At 68.6% G+C, this 17,903-nt stretch carries 16 protein-coding genes, 2 pseudogenes and 1 riboswitch; of the genes and pseudogenes, 12 read left to right on the plus strand and 6 right to left on the minus strand.

Features of this window, described 5'->3' with window-relative positions:
* Positions 1-20: 20 nt before the first annotated feature.
* Positions 21-225, plus strand: a riboswitch (cobalamin riboswitch).
* 124 nt (positions 226-349) lie between these two features.
* The 5 genes from MNO14_RS15760 to MNO14_RS15780 all read left to right on the plus strand — a co-directional run bounded on the left by MNO14_RS15760 (position 350) and on the right by MNO14_RS15780 (position 5,465).
* Positions 350-2,833, plus strand: coding sequence for a ribonucleoside-diphosphate reductase subunit alpha (locus MNO14_RS15760; protein WP_241944622.1), 2,484 nt, complete (start codon positions 350-352; stop codon positions 2,831-2,833).
* A 228-nt stretch (positions 2,834-3,061) separates the two neighbouring features.
* Positions 3,062-4,111: a ribonucleotide-diphosphate reductase subunit beta gene (locus tag MNO14_RS15765; RefSeq protein ID WP_241944623.1), complete on the plus strand. Its 1,050-nt coding sequence runs from the start codon at positions 3,062-3,064 to the stop codon at positions 4,109-4,111.
* A gap of 116 nt (positions 4,112-4,227) precedes the next feature.
* Positions 4,228-4,710: a flavodoxin gene (locus MNO14_RS15770; RefSeq protein WP_241944624.1), complete on the plus strand. Its 483-nt coding sequence runs from the start codon at positions 4,228-4,230 to the stop codon at positions 4,708-4,710.
* On the plus strand, positions 4,682-5,023 hold the full coding sequence (locus MNO14_RS15775) for a thioredoxin family protein (protein WP_241944625.1): 342 nt from the start codon (positions 4,682-4,684) through the stop codon (positions 5,021-5,023). Before MNO14_RS15770 ends, MNO14_RS15775 begins: the two co-directional genes overlap by 29 nt.
* A gap of 40 nt (positions 5,024-5,063) precedes the next feature.
* Positions 5,064-5,465, plus strand: a complete 402-nt coding sequence (locus tag MNO14_RS15780; protein ID WP_241944626.1) for an acyl-CoA thioesterase — start codon at positions 5,064-5,066, stop codon at positions 5,463-5,465.
* A gap of 18 nt (positions 5,466-5,483) precedes the next feature.
* On the opposite strand, the pseudogene MNO14_RS15785 reads toward MNO14_RS15780, so the two are convergent.
* Both MNO14_RS15785 and MNO14_RS15790 read right to left on the minus strand, forming a co-directional pair.
* A pseudogene (locus MNO14_RS15785) lies at positions 5,484-5,999 on the minus strand (thioredoxin-like domain-containing protein); the annotation flags it as partial.
* 10 nt (positions 6,000-6,009) lie between these two features.
* Complete coding sequence (locus MNO14_RS15790) at positions 6,010-8,163, minus strand: TonB-dependent receptor (protein ID WP_241944627.1); 2,154 nt, start codon at positions 8,161-8,163, stop codon at positions 6,010-6,012.
* Positions 8,164-8,347: 184 nt separating this feature from the next.
* Between MNO14_RS15790 and mntR the strand changes: the two genes are divergently transcribed.
* From mntR to MNO14_RS15825, 7 genes and pseudogenes are all read left to right on the plus strand, one after another.
* A complete protein-coding gene (gene mntR / locus MNO14_RS15795; protein ID WP_241944628.1) occupies positions 8,348-8,815 on the plus strand; it encodes a manganese-binding transcriptional regulator MntR in 468 nt (155 codons plus the stop codon).
* A gap of 131 nt (positions 8,816-8,946) precedes the next feature.
* Positions 8,947-9,156: pseudogene (locus MNO14_RS15800) on the plus strand (hypothetical protein); the annotation flags it as partial.
* 31 nt (positions 9,157-9,187) lie between these two features.
* A complete protein-coding gene (locus tag MNO14_RS15805) occupies positions 9,188-10,195 on the plus strand; it encodes a methionine ABC transporter ATP-binding protein (protein WP_241944630.1) in 1,008 nt (335 codons plus the stop codon).
* Positions 10,192-10,869: a methionine ABC transporter permease gene (locus MNO14_RS15810; protein ID WP_241944631.1), complete on the plus strand. Its 678-nt coding sequence runs from the start codon at positions 10,192-10,194 to the stop codon at positions 10,867-10,869. The genes MNO14_RS15805 and MNO14_RS15810 overlap by 4 nt, the downstream gene beginning before the upstream one ends.
* An 81-nt stretch (positions 10,870-10,950) precedes the next feature.
* Positions 10,951-11,769: a MetQ/NlpA family ABC transporter substrate-binding protein gene (locus MNO14_RS15815; RefSeq protein WP_241944632.1), complete on the plus strand. Its 819-nt coding sequence runs from the start codon at positions 10,951-10,953 to the stop codon at positions 11,767-11,769.
* A gap of 213 nt (positions 11,770-11,982) precedes the next feature.
* Positions 11,983-13,722, plus strand: coding sequence for an Mbeg1-like protein (locus tag MNO14_RS15820; protein ID WP_241944633.1), 1,740 nt, complete (start codon positions 11,983-11,985; stop codon positions 13,720-13,722).
* Between the two features lie 102 nt (positions 13,723-13,824).
* Positions 13,825-14,583 carry an ankyrin repeat domain-containing protein gene (locus MNO14_RS15825; RefSeq protein ID WP_241944634.1) on the plus strand — a complete coding sequence of 253 codons (759 nt, stop codon included), beginning with the start codon at positions 13,825-13,827 and terminating at the stop codon, positions 14,581-14,583.
* 68 nt (positions 14,584-14,651) lie between these two features.
* Here the strand turns inward: MNO14_RS15825 and MNO14_RS15830 are convergent, their stop codons facing one another.
* The 4 genes from MNO14_RS15830 to egtB are packed head-to-tail and all read right to left on the minus strand — an operon-like array spanning position 14,652 to position 17,829.
* Positions 14,652-15,266 (minus strand): DUF938 domain-containing protein, encoded by a 615-nt coding sequence (locus MNO14_RS15830; RefSeq protein ID WP_241944635.1) that lies wholly within the window; start codon positions 15,264-15,266, stop codon positions 14,652-14,654.
* Between the two features lie 37 nt (positions 15,267-15,303).
* On the minus strand, positions 15,304-15,582 hold the full coding sequence (locus MNO14_RS15835; protein ID WP_241944636.1) for a DUF3253 domain-containing protein: 279 nt from the start codon (positions 15,580-15,582) through the stop codon (positions 15,304-15,306).
* A gap of 4 nt (positions 15,583-15,586) precedes the next feature.
* The gene (egtD, locus tag MNO14_RS15840) at positions 15,587-16,570 is read right to left on the minus strand and encodes an L-histidine N(alpha)-methyltransferase (protein WP_241944637.1); all 984 of its coding nucleotides are present in this window, start codon (positions 16,568-16,570) and stop codon (positions 15,587-15,589) included.
* On the minus strand, positions 16,567-17,829 hold the full coding sequence (egtB, locus tag MNO14_RS15845; RefSeq protein WP_241946366.1) for an ergothioneine biosynthesis protein EgtB: 1,263 nt from the start codon (positions 17,827-17,829) through the stop codon (positions 16,567-16,569). Before egtB ends, egtD begins: the two co-directional genes overlap by 4 nt.
* Between the last annotated feature and the right edge of the window lie 74 nt (positions 17,830-17,903).

The following is a 17,903-nucleotide window of genomic DNA, read 5'->3' on the forward strand; positions in this document are numbered from 1 at the left end:
TTGACGCTGCCCGACCACCCCACTATCTTGGGCCCGTCGGTTCCGCAGCCACAACGTCTGTGGATGAAAAACGGGACACCGGTGACGCCCCACGCCAGTCCGGTGCTGCCCCGCAGCGGTAATTGGGAACGTCCCACCCGCCACCGGAGCGATTCGGTACGCGGCGGGACGAAGGCGCCGCCTTCGCCCATGAGTCCGTACCCTGCCGACAGCCGCGCGAAAGCACGACGCGCGGTTTGCGGCTGTGGACGCTCCGTACAGGGGCGGGTCGTCCGCAGCCACCGGACCCGACGCGGGCGGGCCGGGGCGTGCGCGAATGCACTGGACACCAAAAGAAGAGAGAGGACGCATGACCAGCCACGACACCATCTCGACCGCCCCTTCGACGCCCGCAGACGCGCCCCCGACCCCGATCGCCTCCCCCACCCCTGTGGCGCCGTCCGCCGTCGACGCCGACGACGTGGTGCCGCCGCCCCCGAGCGCTGCCATGCATACCGCAACTGCTGAAACCCCTGACGTCGACACCGACGTCTCCACCTGGATCACCAAGGAAGCCGGCAACCGCCGGATCCCGTACGACCGCGCGCGCCTGGAGCGCAGCATCGACCGCGTCCACGGCGAGTTCCCGCAACTCGATATCGTCGACTACAAGCGCAGCGTGTTCGGTTTCGTCGAACGCAAGGACGCGGTCAACGCCGACGACCTGGTTGACCACCTGATCCGCGAGGCCGAGGCCCGCGTCGACGTCACCGCACCGGAGTGGGAGTTCTTCGCCGCTCGCCTGTACCTCCACCGCCTGTACAAGCGCGCCAGCCGCAACCGCTTCTACGACGCCGAGCAGAAGTACGGCTCCTATGTCGGCCTGCAGGAGTCGCTGGCCGACCGCAATATCTATTCCAACGACATCCTGCGCGCCTACTCCAAGGAGGAACTGCAGGAAGCCGGACGCATGATCGAGCCCGAGCGCGACAAGCTGTTCGCCTACAACGGCCTGTATCTGCTGGCCACGCGCTATCTGGCCACCGACACCTCGCGCGCCGTGTTCGAACTGCCGCAGGAGCGCTGGCTCACCATCGCGCTGTATCTGATGCAGAACGAGACCCGCGGCGGCCGCGAGCGCCGCATGCAGCTCGTCGGCGAGGCCTACTGGGCGCTGTCGAATCTGTACATGACCGTGGCGACGCCGACGCTGCAGAACGCCGGCAAGGTCGGCGGCCAGCTGTCGTCGTGCTTCATCGACACCGTCGACGACTCGCTGCAGGGCATCTATGACTCCAACACCGACATCGCCCGCGTCTCCAAGGGCGGCGGCGGCGTCGGTGCGTACCTGGGCTATGTGCGCTCGTCGGGCTCGGCCATCCGCGGCGTGCCCAATTCTTCGGGCGGCGTGGTGCCGTGGATCAAGCAGCTCAACAACACCGCCGTGTCGGTCGACCAGCTGGGCCAGCGCAAGGGCGCGGTCGCGGTGTACCTGGACGTGTGGCACCGCGACATCGAGGCGTTCCTGGATCTGCGCCTGAACAACGGCGATCAGCGCCTGCGCGCCCATGACGTGTTCACCTCGGTGTGCATCCCCGACGTGTTCATGGAGGCGGTCGAGCGCCGCGGCGACTGGTACCTGTTCGATCCGCACGAGGTCCATCGCGTCAAGGGCTGGTACCTGCAGGACTTCTTCGACGAAAAGAAGGGCGAGGGCACGTTCCGTAAGAAGTACGAGGAAGTCGTCCGTGACGAGCGCATCTCGCGCAAGACCGTCAAGGCGATCGAGATCTTCAAGCGGATCATGGTGTCGCAGCTCGAGACCGGCAACCCGTTCATGTTCTACCGCGATGAAGTGAACCGGAAGAACCCGAACAAGCACGTCGGCCGTGTCTATTCGTCGAACCTGTGCACCGAGATCCTGCAGAACATGAGCCCGACGAAGATGATGCAGGAGATCATCTCCGGCAATCAGATCGTTACCACCAAGCAGGCCGGCGACTTCGTCGTGTGCAACCTGTCGTCGGTGAACCTGGGTCGGGCGATCGTGCCGCAGGAAGGCCAGGGCGACTTGATCACCGACGTGCTCGAGCGGCTGATCCCGATCCAGGTGCGGATGCTCGACAACGTCATCGACCTCAACCAGCTGCCCGTCCCGCAGGCCACGATCACCAACCAGAAGTACCGCGCGATCGGCCTGGGCACGTTCGGCTGGCATCACCTGCTGGCGCAGAAGGGCATCCACTGGAACACGCCCGAGGCCGAGGACTTCAGCGACACGCTGTATGAGCGCATCAACTTCCTGACCGTACAGGCGAGCATGGAACTGGCCAAGGAAAAGGGCGCCTACTCGGTGTTCGCCGGCAGCGACTGGCACACTGGTGCCTACTTCCGCGACCGCGACTACAACTCGCCCGCGTGGCTGGAACTGGCCGCCAAGGTCGGCGTCAACGGCATGCGCAACGGTTGGCTGATGGCGGTCGCGCCGAACATGTCGACCGCGCAGATCGCGGGCTCCACCGCGTCGATCGACCCGATCTACTCGGCGTTCTACTACGAGGAGAAGAAGGATTACCGGCGTCCGGTTGCCGCCCCCGGCCTGTCGCTCGAGACCTGGCCGTTCTACGAGAAGGGCGCCTACAAGGTCGACCAGTTCGCGTCCGTGCGCCAGAACGCGCGTCGCCAGCGCCACGTCGACCAGGCGATCAGCTTCAACCTGTACGTGCCCAGCACCATCCGCGCCAGCACCCTGCTCGAGCTGCACATGACCGCCTGGCGCGAAGGCATCAAGACCACGTACTACGTGCGCTCCAACGACATCGACATCGCCGAATGCGAGTGGTGCAGTAGCTAAAGGGAACGCGATAGCGCATTCGCGCTGTCGCTCCCCACGGTTCGCCTCGCGAACCGCGGGCCCCGTTTCATTGGCTTCCACACCTCCGCGCCTTCGGCGCGCCTCCTGACTTAAACCGGGGTCAGAGTGCATTTATCCACTGACCCCGGTTCGAGAGTGCAACGAAAAAATGCACTCTGACCCCGGTTCTGCTGATCGCACGCGACACGAAACACGAGAAACGCAATCATGGCCACGACTTCTACGCCGCTCGATCGCATCAAGATCCTCGAGCCACGCCATCCCAACCGCTCGACCGGCATCATCAACGGGCGCACGTCCGGCATCCTCAACTGGAACGACATCCCGTACCCGTCGTTCTATCGCGCCTACAAGGAGCTCTCGACCAACTTCTGGATTCCAGACGAGGTCGACATGAAGAGCGACGCCAAACAGTACGGTGAGCTCTCGGCGCGCGAGAAGAACGCCTACGATTCGATCATCGGCCTGCTGGCCACGCTCGACTCGCCGCAGACGCGCTTCATCTACAACGTCGCCGAGTACATCACCGACCCGGCCGCGCACGCCAACGCCGCGATCATCGGCCAGCAGGAAGTGATCCACAACGAGAGCTACAGCTACGTCCTGGCCTCGATCACCGACCTGTCGAACCAGAACCGCGTCTTCGAAATCGCGCGCACGCATCCCACGATCCAGAAGCGCAACGCGCCGATCATGGAGTCGTACGACGACTTCATGCGCGAGAAGACCGCCGAGACGCTGCTGCGCTCGCTGATCCAGTCCTCGATCCTCGAAGGCATCAACTTCTATTCGGGCTTCGCGTACTTCTACAACCTGGTCCGCCAGAACCGGATGACCGGCACCGGCAAGATCATCAGCTTCATCAACCGAGACGAACTGGCCCATACCAAGTTCATCAGCGAGGTGATCCGCGCCATCGTCGGCGAGAACCCGGAGCTGCAGACCAACGAGCTCACCGACTACGTGCACAAGGCCTTCGCCCACGCGATCGACCTGGAAGTGCAGTGGACAGGCGAAGTGCTCGACGGCATCGACGGCATCGACGTCGACGAGATGATCCGCTACGTGAAGTACCGCGCCAACAAGATGTCCGGCATGCTCGGCATCGAGAAGCTCTACACCGAGACCACCGACAACGTCATGCCGTGGATCAAGGCCTACGCCGACAACTTCACCGAAACCAAGACCGACTTCTTCGAGATGCGCAACGCGTCGTACAAGAAGACGAATTCGGACAACGGCTTCGACGATCTTTGAGGCATCGCAAAACCGGGGTCAGAGTCGATGTTCGTCCGGCGGCCTCGCCGCCACCTGACGATCCGATGATCGGAAATCGACTCTGACCCCGGTTTCTGGAACATCGAGTCTGACCCGTGCGCATCCTCCTCGCCTACTGTTCGCTCAGCGGCAACACCCGCGACGTCGCACGGATGGTGCGGGCGCGCTGTGAGGCGCTGGGGCACGAGGTGACCTGGATTGAGACCGACATCCAGACCCTCGCGTCTGTCTGCCCCGATGGCGCCGCGCACGATCTGTATGTGCTCGGCGCCTGGACCGACAACGCCGGCCGTACGCCCAGCGAGATGAAGCGTTTCATCGCCGACCTGGTCGACGCGGTCGGCAAGCCCGAACGCGTCGCGGTGTTCGGCACCGGCGAGACGCAGTGGGGCGCGGAGTACTACTGCGGCGCGGTGCATCGCATCGCGACGTTCTTCGGCACCGACTACCCGACGCTGGAGATCGAACAGATGCCGCACGGCGAACGCGACGCGCTGAAGATCGAACGCTGGACCGATACCATAGTCGCCCGTACCGAGACCCCGTCCCATGCAGACCCTGCACGCCTCCACGCCTGACGACTACGCTGCCGCCCTGGCCGCGCATCCGCGCCTGCTCGTGGACTACTACAAGGACGACTGCCCGGGCTGCAAGATGCTCGACATGTCGCTGGCCAAGTTCGCCGCGACCGACGCTGCGAACGGCCTGGTCCTGCTGAAAGTGAAGCTGGAGATCGTCGGCGAGGACTTCTTCCGCGGCCTGGGCCTGCGGCAGACGCCGACGCTGGCGCTGTTTCGCGACGGCGAGGAAGCCGCGCGTCTGGCCGGGTTCCAGAGCCCGCCGCAGATCATCCAGGCTGTCGCACGCCATCTCGCGCCGATCGACGCCTGAGTCACCGGGCGTCGCGCCCTCTCCCCCGCACGAGTTCCGCATGCCCCCCATTCCCGATGCACCAGCCACCGAAGCCCGGATGCTGGAGATCGTCTTCCCCGATCACACCAACCACCTGGGCACGCTATTCGGCGGCCAGGCGTTGGCGTGGATGGACAAGGCCGCGTTCATCGCCGCCTCGCGCTATGCGCGGCTGACCGTGGTCACCGCGCGTTCGGAGCAGGTGGATTTCAAGCTGCCGATCCGCCAAGGGCAGCTGGTGGAGACGATCGCGCGCGTGGTCGAGGTCGGGCGCACCTCGATGCAGGTGGAGGTCGAGGTGATCGCCGAGGACCTGATCAGCGGCGAGCGCGAGCTGTGCACGCGCGGGCGCTTTGTGATGATCGCGCTCGACTCGCGCGGCCGGCCGGCGCAGGTCCGCGCCTTGCCCAAGGACGCCTGAGGCTGCGAAATGCGCGGCCCAGGCCTGCAGCACTGGCTGCAAGCCGAGGTAGCGCCGCCCGTCCCAGCCGCTGGCGAGCACGCGTCCCTCGCGGTCGACCAGCACCAGATTCGGCGGCGCGATCCCGCCCAGCGCGCGCACCGGGTCGAGCATGCGCAACCGCCGCGGTTCGATCGCCGGCCACGGCATCGCCCGCAGGCGCATCGTGCGACGCATCTGCGCTGCCGATTCGTCGAGGCTGGCGTAGACCACCTCGGTGTCGGCGCCGGCCGCGCGCAGCGCGTCGCGCACCTCGCGCAGCGTCGGCGAGAACGCGTGGCACGGCGCGCACCAGTCGGCGCCGAAGTACAGCGCGACGATTTCCGGCGGCCGGTCCCAGCGATACGCCGGCAGGTCCACGCCGTCGGGACGCACGAGCGCGGCGTCGATCGCCGCGCGCAGCGCGGGATCGGCACGGCTGGCATCGTCGCCCGATGCCGGCGCCGACAGCGGCGCGATGAGCGACAGCAACGCGGCGAGCGCCGACACCCGCACAGCGCGCCACTCAGAAGTTGAAGCGGGCGCTCGCATACGCCGACCGCGCGAAGCGGGGTCCGTAGACGTAGTCGCTGTCGCGGCCGGCACCGGTCTCCAGGTCTCGCTGCCGCTGGTCGAGCAAGTTGCGCAGCCCCAGCGCCAGGTCCCAGTGACGCGCGCCCCGTCCCAGGTGCCAGGTCGTACCGACGTCGACGACCCAGAAGTCGCGCGTGCGTACCAGCGCGGCGGCGTTGTGGTGCAAGGCCTGCATCCGTCCGGTGTACTTCACGCCGACGAAGGCGTCGATCAGCGGCGATGGCGACCACACCAGTTGCGCCTGCCCGCCCCAGCGCGGCGACTTGAGCGCCTCGCGCGTCGCCAACACGGTGCTGCCGCCCGCGTCGCGGTCGTCGAACACCACCTGCGCGTCGTCGTAGCGATTGCGGTACCACGCCACCCCCGCGCTCAGGCTCAGGTCGTCCGAGGCCTGCCAGCCCAGGTTGCTCTCGAAGCCGGCGACCCGCGAGCCGCTGGCGTTGCTGCGCAGCTGGTACAGGCCGTCGGCGTCCTCGCGGATCTCGCCGAGCACGAAGGTGTCGCGCAGCCGCGTTGCCGAGACCGTCGCGTCCCAGCTCAAACGCCCGTTGGCCGCGACCGGCCGCCAGTCGATGCCCAGCATCGCGGTCGTCGCGCGTTCCTCGTCGAGGCCTTCGGCATTGCGGATACGGACCGGCTCGGCGCCGAGCGTGTCGACGTGCAGGTCCTCACTGAACACTTCCGGCGCGCGAAAACCGGTCGAGACGCCGGCGCGTAGTTTCACCGCATCGCGCGCCTGCCAGGCCAACGCGATGCGCGGCGAGAGGATCGGGTCGTCGAGCGCCGAATGCCGGTCCAGGCGCGCGCCCAGCACCAGGTCCACGTCCTCGGCGATCGTCCACTCGTCCTGCACGAACGCGCCGAGGTTGGAAAACGTCTCGCGCTCGCCGCGGCGCAACGTGGTGCCGGTCGCATCGCGCTGGTCGTCGCGCACCGATTCGCGCCGGTACTGCAGCCCGAACGCGAGCGCGTGCGCGCCGTGGCGCAGCGTGTACTGACCATCGAGGTAGTGCAGTGGGTTGACGGTGTAGCCGTACTGGTCGAAGGCGGTCGCGGCCGGGCTGCCGGGCACGTCCGGATCGAGCGCACCGGCCTCGAAGCCGGGCGCCGCGGGATCGGTCTCCACATCCCCCAGGCCACCGTAGAAGCTGTGGCGCCGGATAAAGGCGAACGCGTAGCCGAGCGTGAGATCCGCGGTCTCGTCGACGATCCGTTCCCAGTGCACGCCGCCGCGGTGGTACTCGGTCTCGAGCGACTCGGCGATGTTGGCCTGCCACTCGGGCCTGTCGAAGCGATTGCCGCCGCGGCGGTCCTCGCGGGTGAGCAGGTAGTGCGCGCGCAGCGTGTCGGCCTCTCCCAGCGCGCGCCAGGCCTGCACGCCGGCGACGCGCTGGTCCTTGCCGGCGATCTCGCTGTAACCGTCGTCGTTGAAGTCGATCGGGTCGTGCTTGGCCCACTGGCCCACGACAGACAGTCCGCCTCGGCCGTCGGCCGCCACCCGGTCCACACGGCCATCCACGGTGCGCATCGGCTCGCCCTGCTGCAGCTCGATGCCGGCCTGCACGAAGCCGCCGCTGCGAGCAGGGCGGGGCGGGATCAGATTGATGACGCCGGCCACCGCCCCGGGTCCGTAGAGCGCCGATCCACCGCCCTTGACGACCTCGACACGATCGATGAACGCGGCCGGGATCTGCTCAAGCCCGTACACGCTGCCCAGCGTCGACAACAGCGGCGCGCCATCGAACAGCAGCTGGCTGTAGGCGCCGCCCATCCCCAGCAGCTGGACCTCGGAGGTATTGCAGTTCTGACAGTTGCTCTCCACGCGCAGACCGTTGATCAGCTCGGCGACGCGCGAGAAATCGGTCACCCCGCGCAACGCGATGTCCTCGCCGCGCAGCAGTTCGGTGCGCACCGGCACGTCGGAGAGCAAGCGCTCGCTGCGCGTGGCGGTGCTGACCACCGCCTCGACGCGCTGCAACTCGACCGGGCCGCGCTCCTGCGCGGCGATGGTGCCCGGGCCTGCGGCACTGAACGCGAGCAGCAGCGATGCGCAGGCCGGCGATCGCCGGAGGCAGGCGCGCGGCATCAGGGCCGGCGCGAGGCGAGAGGATCGGAACGGGGGAACAGGCGTCATAGTACCGCCTTTATAGCCATTGCTATATTAATTAGCAAACAATCTGTTACTGACTCTACGCTTAAATTTCCGCGTTTCGATGCCGGCGATTGGCGACAATAGCGGTATCGCATCGTTTTTCCGGACCCGCGACCGCATGGTCAGAACGCCGCCAGACCGCCGTACACCGGGCCGTCCCGGGCCCCTGCTCGATGCCGACGTCCAGGTCGAGAGCTTCCGCCAGGTCCGCAACGCGCACCGCTCCGAACTCACCGAGGACTACGTCGAGCTGATCTCCGATCTGCTCGCCGATGCTGGCGAGGCCCGCCAGGTCGACATCGCCGCGCGGCTGGGCGTGGCACAGCCCACGGTCGCGCGCACGCTCAAGCGGTTGGTCCGAGACGGCCTGGTGATCCAGCGGCCCTACCGCGGCGTGTTCCTGACCGACGCCGGCGAGGCGCTGGCGACGGCCAGCCGCGAGCGCCACCACATCGTCGAGGCCTTCCTGATCGCGCTCGGCGTGCCAGAGGACATCGCACGTCGCGATTCGGAGGGCATCGAGCATCACGTCAGCCCGGAAACGCTGGCGATCTTCGCCGAATTCACGCGAAATCACGGGAACTGACGCCTAAGAAATGGGATGTCGAATGTGGGTCAAACCGCATGGACAGGCTCGGGTCCGGCTTCAGTAATGTTATTTTATAACATTAGTATATTGAGGGCCCCAATGTCCGCTTCTCCCGTGTCTGCCGTTCACCGCTACTGGGCGACCGGCGGCAGGAACTGGCGATCATCGGTCTCGACCTTGACCTGGCCGTGGTGCGCGCACGACTCGACGCCTACCTGGTCGACGACATCGCGGCGGGCGCCTGGTCCGAGGCCTGGACCGACCTGGAGGATCCGTTTCCGGCATGGCGGCTGGGCTTGAGCGGCCGCGCCATCGCCGCGGCGCCCGCGGCCTGCTAGCCTGCACGCCGGTTCTTGCGCAGCGCAGCACGTGATCCGTTTCGAAGGCATCCACAAGTCCTACCCGGTGCACGGGCGCGAGGTCATCGCGCTGCATCCGCTCGACCTCACGATCCAGGCCGGCGAGGTGTTCGGCATCGTCGGGCATTCGGGCGCCGGCAAGTCGACACTCTTGCGGCTGATCAACGGCCTGGAGACACCCAGCGGCGGCTCGCTGACGGTCGACGGCCAGGCGCTTGGCACGCTCGACGGCGACGGCCTGCGGCACTTGCGCCGGCGCGTGGGCATGATCTTCCAGCACTTCAACCTGCTCTCTGCCCGGACCGTGCTGGACAACATCGCCTTCCCGCTGCGCCTGGCCGGCGTGCCGAAGGCGCAGGCGCGCGCCCGAGCGCAGGACCTGCTGGTGCGCGTCGGCCTGGAGGCGCACCGCGACAAGTACCCCGCGCAGCTGTCGGGCGGGCAGAAGCAGCGCGTCGGCGTGGCGCGCGCGCTGGCGACCGAGCCCAAGATCCTGCTGTGCGACGAGGCGACCAGCGCCCTCGACCCGCAGACCACCGCCTCGGTGCTGCAGCTGCTCGACGGCATCAACCGCGAGCTGGGCCTGACGATCGTGCTGATCACCCACGAGATGGATGTCGTGCGCCGGGTCTGCGACCGCGTCGCGGTGCTCGACGCCGGGCACCTGGTGGAGAGCGGTCCGGTCGCCGAGGTGTTCCTGCACCCCCAGCACCCGACCACGCGCCGCTTCGTCGCCGAATCCGAGGCGATCGACGAAGGCGCGCTGCAGGAGGACATCGCGCACGTGGACGGGCGCCTGCTCCGACTCACGTTCACCGGCGAGGAGACCTGGCAGCCGCTGCTGGGCCGTGTCGCGCGCGAGACCGGCATCGACTACACGATCCTGGCCGGGCGTATCGACCGCATCAAGCGCCTGCCCTACGGCCAGCTGACGCTGGCGGTGACCGGCGCCCAATCCGACGAGGCGCTGCGCCGGTTCGCGCAGGCCGGCGTGCACGTCGAGGAGCTACCGCGATGAGCACCCCGCTGCTGCCCAATGTCGATGCCGCCAAGTGGGGCGAGATCGGCCAGGCGACGGTCGACACCTTGCTGATGCTCGCCGGCTCGCTGCCGCTGACGCTGCTGATCGGCCTGCCGCTGGGCGTATTGCTGTTCCTCACCGGCCCGCGCCAGCTGCATGCGCGCCCGGCTCTCTATGGCGGCCTGGCGCTGGTGGTGAACCTGCTGCGCTCGGTGCCCTTCATCATCCTGATGATCGTGCTGATCCCGATCACGCTCAAAGCGATGGGCACGTCGCTGGGCGTGCGCGGCGCGATCCTGCCGCTGGTGGTCGGTGCGGCGCCGTTCTATGCGCGGCTGGTGGAGACCGCGCTGCGCGAGGTCGAGCGCGGGGTCATCGAGGCCAGCCTGGCGATGGGCGCCACGACCCGGCAGCTGGTGCTGCGGGTGTTGCTGCCCGAGGCGCTGCCGGGGCTGATCGCCGGCGCGACGGTGACCACGATCGCGCTGATCGGCTTCACCGCGATGGGCGGCGCGATCGGCTCGGGTGGCCTGGGCGATCTGGCCTACCGCGACGGCTACCTGCGCTCGCGCACCGATGTGGCGGTGGTGACCGTGGTCGCGCTGCTGGTCATGGTGCAGCTACTGCAGATGCTTGGCGACCGGCTGGTGGCGCGCTTCAGCCGCCGCTGATCGCGTCGCACACTGATTTCCACGCGTGGACTCGATCCGCACGCGTGCCGCCCGATACTGGGCGACCCACGTCGCGCCGGAATGTCCATGTCCCCTCTGTTGCCCCGCCTCGCTACTGCCGTCCTGCTGCTGGCCGGCCTCGCCGCGTGCGGCAGTGCCGACAACGGCGCCGCCGTGGGCCGCGAGCGGCTGACCGTCGCTGCGACCGCGGTGCCGCACGCCGAGATCCTCGAGGTCGTCAAGCCGCTGCTCGCCGAGCAGGGCGTGGACCTGCAGGTGCGCGTGTTCAACGACTACGTGCAGCCCAACGACCAGGTCGTGCAGGGCCAGATCGACGTCAACTACTTCCAGACCGAGCCCTATCTCGACGCCTACAACCGCGACCGCGGCACGGACCTGGTGACCCTGGCCGGCATCCACATCGAGCCCTTCGGCGCGTATTCGCGGCGCTACGACAGCCTCGATGCGGTGCCCGCGGGGGCCGAGGTGGTGATCCCCAACGACCCGAGCAACAACAGCCGCGCGCTGATCCTGCTGCACCACGCCGGCGTGATCACGCTCGACGACCCGACCAACGCGCTGGCCACGCTGCGCAACATCACCGCCAACCCCCGGCAGCTGAAGTTCCGCGAGCTCGACGCGGCGATGCTGCCGCGTGTGCTCGACCAGGTGGACCTGGCGCTGATCAACACCAACTACGCACTCGATGCCGGCCTCAACCCGGCGCGCGACGCGCTGGCGATCGAGGGCAAGGATTCGCCGTACGTGAACTTCCTGGTCGGGCTGCCGGACAAGCGCGAGGATCCGCGCGTGCGCAAGCTGATCGACGCACTGACCGGCGAGCAGGTCCGCGCGTTCATCGCGCAGCGCTACCAGGAGGCGGTGCTCCCGGCGTTCTGATCCTTGGGCGCAGCCCCTGGGAACGCCCTCATGACGTCGCCTGCGCCACCGATCGCAGGCGGTCGTGAAGGCCGGCAAGGTCGGCCACCGCGCCCAGTGCGCGCCGCGATGCCTGCTGAATAGGCGAAATCGCGTGCACCCTAGGGTGCGCACCAGCTGTCGCGGCGCCGCTGCGTGCCTATGGTCGGGGTATCCGACTGCGAGGTGCGCGTCATGAGCCTGTCCCCGGTATCCGGCAACAGCCACCCGATCGACCCCTGGCGCGACCACGCGCTCGATCCTGCCCTGCGCGCGCAGTGCAGCCCGCCGGCCGATTCACCGCGCAATCACGTCGACACCAGTGCCGGATTCCCGCGCGGAGACGGCAGCTTCGCTACCGAGGTCAAGGGCACCGCGCCGCAACCCGAGCGCGACCTGCAGTTCTCGCTGATGGCCAACGACAGCTACACGCTGAGCGGGCCAGGCGGCGTCACCGGCACTGCGGCCGAAGCCGAGCTGAAGGAGGCCGGCTGGACCCGCCTGGTGCCCAGCAAGGACGGCAGCCATCTCCTCGATGCCCAAGGCAACCAGATCCCGATCCCCGCCGACAAACTGCACGACGCGCAGACCGGCTTCGACGCGGCGATCTATCAGAACGCCGATGGCCAGTACGTCGTCGCCTATCGCGGCACCGACAACTGGGGCCTGGGCGAGGGCGGCGATTCGCGCGCCAATGGCGGCCAGGGTCTGGGCATGGAGACCGCGCAGTACTCGAAGGCCATGGAGCTGGCGAACCTTGCGATGGACACCTTCGACGACGGCAACGTCGCGATCACCGGCCATTCTCTGGGCGGCGGCCTGGCGTCGGCCGCGATGCTCGCCACCGGCGCGCCGGGCGTGACCTTCAACGCCTCGGGCCTGAGCAACAACACGCTCGCTTCGCTGGGCTTCAATCCCAACGGCGCGCGCAGCGAGCTGGCCGACAGCGGCCAGATCCGCCGCTACGTGGTCGACGGCGATCCGTTGACGGCGGCCCAGCAGGATCTCCCCTCGCTGCCGATCCTGGGCGTGTCGCCGCCCAACGCGGTCGGCCACGAATTGCGCATCGATCCGCCGGCCGGCATCGGTCGATTCGACCTGGCCGGCCTGCATGGCGGTGGCGCCGATCATCCGTCCTATGTCGAGGCATTGCGCGAGAACACCGCGCGCCCGCCGGTCGACCGGTCGGGGACCGATCTCGGCCTGGCACTGAGCACGGTCGAGAACATCGGCGAGCACAGCCTGAACCAGCTCGGCGCACTGGCCGATGGGGTCGGCGGCCTGTATCGCGACGGCAGTGCGACGGTGTCCGAAACGATCGACGGCATCAGCGAGACGGTCCGCACCGACTTCAGCGAAGGGCGCTATGTCGCCGGCGGCCTGTCGATCGCCGGCGATGTGGTCGACGGCGTGGTCGGGCTCGGTGGCGACGTGGTCGCCAACACGCTCGATACCGCGGGCGACGTGGTCGAGAACGTCACCAATCTCGGTGGCAGCGTGCTGCGCGATGTCGGCGACCGCGTCGGCTTCGACGCACCGTTCGACGCCGTGGCCACCGGCATCGAATGGACCGGACGCGCGGTCGACGATGTTGCCGACGCCGCCGGTGGCGGCGTGCAGTGGGGCCTGGACAAGGTCGGCGACGGGGCCAACTGGCTGCTGGACAAAGCCGGCGACGGCGCGCAATGGGCGACCGACCGGGCCGTGGACGGCGCGACGTGGCTGGGCGAGCGTGCCGTTGACGGCGCGACCTGGCTGGGCGAGCGCGCCGTCGATGGAGCGCTGGCCGTGCGCGATGCGGCGGTGTGGACCGGCGAGCGTGTGGCCGACGGCGCCCGCGCGGTGGGCGATGCCGCGGCCTGGACCGGCGATCGCCTCGCCGAGGGCGGACGCTGGGTGGCCGAGAAGGCCAACCCGTTCAACTGGTTCCGCTGATCGGCGTGCGCATGGCGGAGATGCGTTGACGATGACGCTGTCACGCACCGTTCGTGTCCGCGGCGCTAGGCTGTGCGCTTGTACCGCCAACGGGGCGCCGTCATGATCGAGCCGCTTTCGCCGTTGACCGCGACCCGAGCGCGCGCCTGCGTGTGCGCGCTGCTGCTGGTCGCCGCCCAGAGTGCCTGCGCCCGACAAGGACCGAATATGTCCCACGATCCGTCCACCGATCCCGGCACCGCCGCGCTGGCGCGCGCCGCCCACAGCGGCGATCTGGCCGATGCGAAGCGGCTGATTGCCGATGGTGCCAACCCCGATGCGACCGATGCAGACGGCACGCCGCTGCTGCAGGCCGCGATCCTGCGCGGCGACCGCCGCGGGTTCGAGACCCTGCTGGAGGCCGGCGCCGATCCTGCCGCCGCGGCCGCCAACGGCAACACCGCATTGCACGTCGCCGCGATGCAGGACGATCCGACGTTTCTCAAGACGCTGCTGGCGCGCGGGCTGTCGCCAGATACGCCCAATGCGCGCAGCGGCGAGACACCGCTGTTCAATGCGCTCGAAGCGCGCAATGACGACGCCATCGGCACGCTGCTCACGGCCGGCGCCAAGGTCGATGCCACCGACCGCTACGGCGCGACGCTGCTGCACAAGGCCGCGCGCATCAATGCGACCGGCTGGGTGGTCCGCTTTCTCGAGGCCGGTGCCGATCCGACCGCGCGCGACCGCGTCGGCGCGACCTTCCAGCCGTCGTTCTTCCGTCCACGCGACGCAGTGTTGACGCCGCAGGCGCGCAGCGACCGCGAGAAGGTCCGCGCCTGGCTGGTGCAGCGCCGCATTCCTGTCGAAGACAAGCACTGACGTCCACTGCCGAGCGCGTCGCGCAGGTGCCGCCAGTGCCGCATCGCGGCTTGGCGGCGCTCCTGTGACTAACGCCGCCAGACCACACAGCGGTTGTGCGCCGGCATCGCGATGTCGTCGACACGGCGCAGGCCGATCCCGGCAGCCAGCGCATCGACCGCTTCGAGATCGCGCAGTCCCGAGGCGGGATCGCGTGCCTTGAGCCAGGCATCGAACGCCGCGTTGCTGTCGCTGGTGAAGCGGCCATCGCTGTTGAACGGGCCGTAGACCACCAGCGTCGCGTTGGAGGCGAGCACGCGGTCGAGCCCGGCGAAGCAGGCCTCCACCGCCGGCCAGGCCATGATGTGCAACGTGTTGGCGGTGAACGCCGCATCGAAGCGGCCGTCGGCCGCCGCCGACACGGGCCACGGCCCGGTGGTCACATCGAGTTGGATCGGCGGTGGCGTATTCGGCAGGTCGGCGTCGTCCAGCCACTGCGCAATCCCCGGCAGTTGCTCGGCGCGGTCGGAGCACTGCCAGCGCAGGCCGGACAGTGCGGCCGCGACGTGCACCGCGTGCTGACCGGTCCCGCTGCCGATCTCGAGCACATGGGTCCGCATCGCGAACGCGTCGCGCAACACCGCGAGGATCGGATCGCGGTTGCGCTCGCAGGCGGACGAGAATGGCTTGTCGGTCGACGGCATGGGCGGCGTGATCGCAGGGCGCCCCATCGTAGGGCGCTCAGCCCGTCGTCGGCCAGCGTGGTCCGCGCCGCACACGCACCGGCCCTGGCGGCGGCGCGTCGGCATCGACGATGGCGCCGTGCTGGGTGACCAAGACCACGCCGTCACGGGCCAATGCGGCGGCCACTTCGCGGATGCCCGACATCAGCACGCGCCAGTCGCCGCCCGGCCGCAACGCACGCGCGACTTCCGACGGGCAGATCGACGCGTCGGCCGCACGTTCGCTCAACAGCGCAAGCATGCGCTCGCGCAGCACCGTGGCCTCTGCGTCGGGCATCGCGTCAGACCGGCTGCAGCAGCCGCAGACCGAACCAGTCCTGGGGATCGTTCCAGCCATGCGTCACGCGAAGACCGGCCGCACGCGCGAGCGCGGCGAACGAGACGTCGGTGTACTTCTGGCTGACCTCCACGTCCATCGCCTCGCCGGCCTCGAATGCGAACGCCTGGCCGCCGACGTGCACCGTCTGCGCACGCGCGCTGACCAGCGCGGTCTCGATGCGCAGGCGCTCGCGCACGTAGACCGCGCGATGGTGGAAAGCGGAGAGGTTGAAGTCGCTGCCGATCTCGCGGTTGAGCCGCGCCAACAGGTTCAGCGTGAACGCCGCAGTGACACCGGCCTGGTCGTTGTACGCCGCCTCGATCACCCTCGGGTCCTTGTCCAGGTCGATGCCGATCAGCGCACGGCCGTCTTCGCCCATCGTGCGGCGCATCGACGCCAGCAGCCGCACCGCCTCGTCGTCGCCGAAGTTGCCGAGCGTGGAGCCGGGGAAGAACACCAACGTGCGGCTGGCGGCGCGCGCGGCAGCCGGCAACGGCACCGGCACGGTGAAGTCGGCGCACACGGGCAGCATCTCGACGTCGGGATGGTGCTGGGACAGCCGCGTAACGCTGTCCATCAGTGCGGTCCGCGAGATCTCGATCGGGGTATAGGCGACCGGATCGTCCAACCCGTCGAGCAGCAGTTCGGTCTTGCGCCCGCTGCCGCTGCCGAACTCGACCACGTGCACGCCCGTGCCGATCGCCTGGGCGATCGTGTCCATACGCGCCTCGAGCAGCGCCAGTTCGGTGCGCGTGAGGTAGTACTCGGGCTGGCGGGTGATCGCCTCGAACAGGCGCGAGCCTTCGGCGTCGTAGAAATACTTGGACGACAACCGCTTGGGCGTACGCGACAGACCGGCGACGGCGTCGGCGGCGATGTCGTCGGGACGCGGACGCAGGTCGGTCAACGCGGCCTGCACGCGGGCGCGTGCGTTGGCGGCGTTCATGGAGAATCCTTGGCCAGGCGCAGACCGGCGAACTGCCAACGCGCGTCGGAGGGGAAAAAATTGCGATAGCTGCCACGCATGTGATCGGCCGGGGTGGCGCAACTTCCGCCGCGCAGCACCCACTGCGCATCCATGAACTTGCCGTTGTACTCACCCAGCGCGCCCGGCCATGGCCGGTAACCGGGATAGGCGGTGTAGGCGCTGTGGGTCCACTCCCAGACATCGCCGAACAGCTGCTGCAGCCCGGTATCGGCGGCATCCGGCGCGCAGGGATGCAGGCGGTCGGCGTCGACGAAATTGCCTTCGACCGGCACGCCGGCGGCCGCCTGCTCCCACTCGAACTCGGTCGGCAAGCGCGCACCGGCCCAACGCGCGAACGCATCGGCCTCGTAGTAGCTCAGGTGACACACCGGCGCACCGGGGTCGAGCGTGCGCCAACCGCCGAGCGTGAACTCGCGCGCCAGCGCCTGATCCCAGTACAGCGGCCGCTGCCAGCCCTCGGCCTGTACGCGCGCCCAGCCGGCGCTCAGCCACAGGCCGACGGTGCGATAGCCGCCGTCCTCGACGAACGCCAGGTACTCGGCGTTGCTGACCGGCCGGCTGGCCAGCGCATGCGCCGGCACCAGCACGCGGTGCCGCGGCGACTCATTGTCGTAGGCAAAGCCGGCCGTGCCCGGCCAGCCAGCGTGGCCGATCTCGACCACGCGCTCCTCGCGCGTCATCCAGCGCAGCGGTGCCGCCGTGCCGCACGCGGCCGGCAGGTCGCTGCGATAGGCCGGTGCGATCGGGTTGGACCAGAACGCGTGCTTGATATCGGTCAGCAACAGCTCCTGGTGTTGCTGCTCGTGCTGCAGGCCCAGTTCGAGGATGTCGAGCCGGGTGTTGTCGAGATCGCCCGAGGCCAGCCGCACACGCAGGCGTGTGTCGACCGTCTCGCGGTAGTCGCGCACCTGCGCGAGCGTCGGCCGCGACAGCAGCCCGCGGTGCGGACGCGCATGCATCGGCCCGACGCTCTGGTAGTAGCTGTTGAACAGGAAGTCCCAGGCCGGGTCGACCTCGCGATAGCCCACGTCGGCGGCCAGCACGAAGCGCTCGAAGAACCAGGTCGTATGCGCCAGATGCCACTTGGTCGGGCTGGCGTCGTCCATGCTCTGGACCATCGCATCCTCCGGCCCGATCGGCGCGGCGAGCACGGCGGTGCGGGCGCGCACCCGGTCGAATCGGACGCGCAAGCGCGCGGCGCGCTCGCCGGCCGGCATGCGGGTGGACAGCGCTTGCGAGAGCGGCGGCGACATCCGCACAGCTTAGGCACCGGCCGTGACGGCGCCGTTGA

The sequence above is a fragment of the Luteimonas sp. S4-F44 genome (assembly GCF_022637415.1).
Lineage (GTDB): Bacteria > Pseudomonadota > Gammaproteobacteria > Xanthomonadales > Xanthomonadaceae > Luteimonas.

What these genes read in the sequence shown, in the direction of transcription:
- MNO14_RS15760 (WP_241944622.1), top strand. Translation starts at nt 350, where the DNA reads ATGACCAGCCACGACACCATCTCGACCGCCCCTTCGACGCCCGCAGAC.
- MNO14_RS15765 (WP_241944623.1), top strand. Translation starts at nt 3,062, where the DNA reads ATGGCCACGACTTCTACGCCGCTCGATCGCATCAAGATCCTCGAGCCA.
- MNO14_RS15775 (WP_241944625.1), top strand. Translation starts at nt 4,682, where the DNA reads ATGCAGACCCTGCACGCCTCCACGCCTGACGACTACGCTGCCGCCCTG.
- MNO14_RS15780 (WP_241944626.1), top strand. Translation starts at nt 5,064, where the DNA reads ATGCCCCCCATTCCCGATGCACCAGCCACCGAAGCCCGGATGCTGGAG.
- MNO14_RS15790 (WP_241944627.1), bottom strand. Translation starts at nt 8,163, where the DNA reads ATGCCGCGCGCCTGCCTCCGGCGATCGCCGGCCTGCGCATCGCTGCTG.
- mntR (WP_241944628.1), top strand. Translation starts at nt 8,348, where the DNA reads ATGGTCAGAACGCCGCCAGACCGCCGTACACCGGGCCGTCCCGGGCCC.
- MNO14_RS15810 (WP_241944631.1), top strand. Translation starts at nt 10,192, where the DNA reads ATGAGCACCCCGCTGCTGCCCAATGTCGATGCCGCCAAGTGGGGCGAG.
- MNO14_RS15815 (WP_241944632.1), top strand. Translation starts at nt 10,951, where the DNA reads ATGTCCATGTCCCCTCTGTTGCCCCGCCTCGCTACTGCCGTCCTGCTG.
- MNO14_RS15820 (WP_241944633.1), top strand. Translation starts at nt 11,983, where the DNA reads ATGAGCCTGTCCCCGGTATCCGGCAACAGCCACCCGATCGACCCCTGG.
- MNO14_RS15825 (WP_241944634.1), top strand. Translation starts at nt 13,825, where the DNA reads ATGATCGAGCCGCTTTCGCCGTTGACCGCGACCCGAGCGCGCGCCTGC.
- MNO14_RS15830 (WP_241944635.1), bottom strand. Translation starts at nt 15,266, where the DNA reads ATGCCGTCGACCGACAAGCCATTCTCGTCCGCCTGCGAGCGCAACCGC.
- MNO14_RS15835 (WP_241944636.1), bottom strand. Translation starts at nt 15,582, where the DNA reads ATGCCCGACGCAGAGGCCACGGTGCTGCGCGAGCGCATGCTTGCGCTG.
- egtD (WP_241944637.1), bottom strand. Translation starts at nt 16,570, where the DNA reads ATGAACGCCGCCAACGCACGCGCCCGCGTGCAGGCCGCGTTGACCGAC.
- egtB (WP_241946366.1), bottom strand. Translation starts at nt 17,829, where the DNA reads ATGCCGGCCGGCGAGCGCGCCGCGCGCTTGCGCGTCCGATTCGACCGG.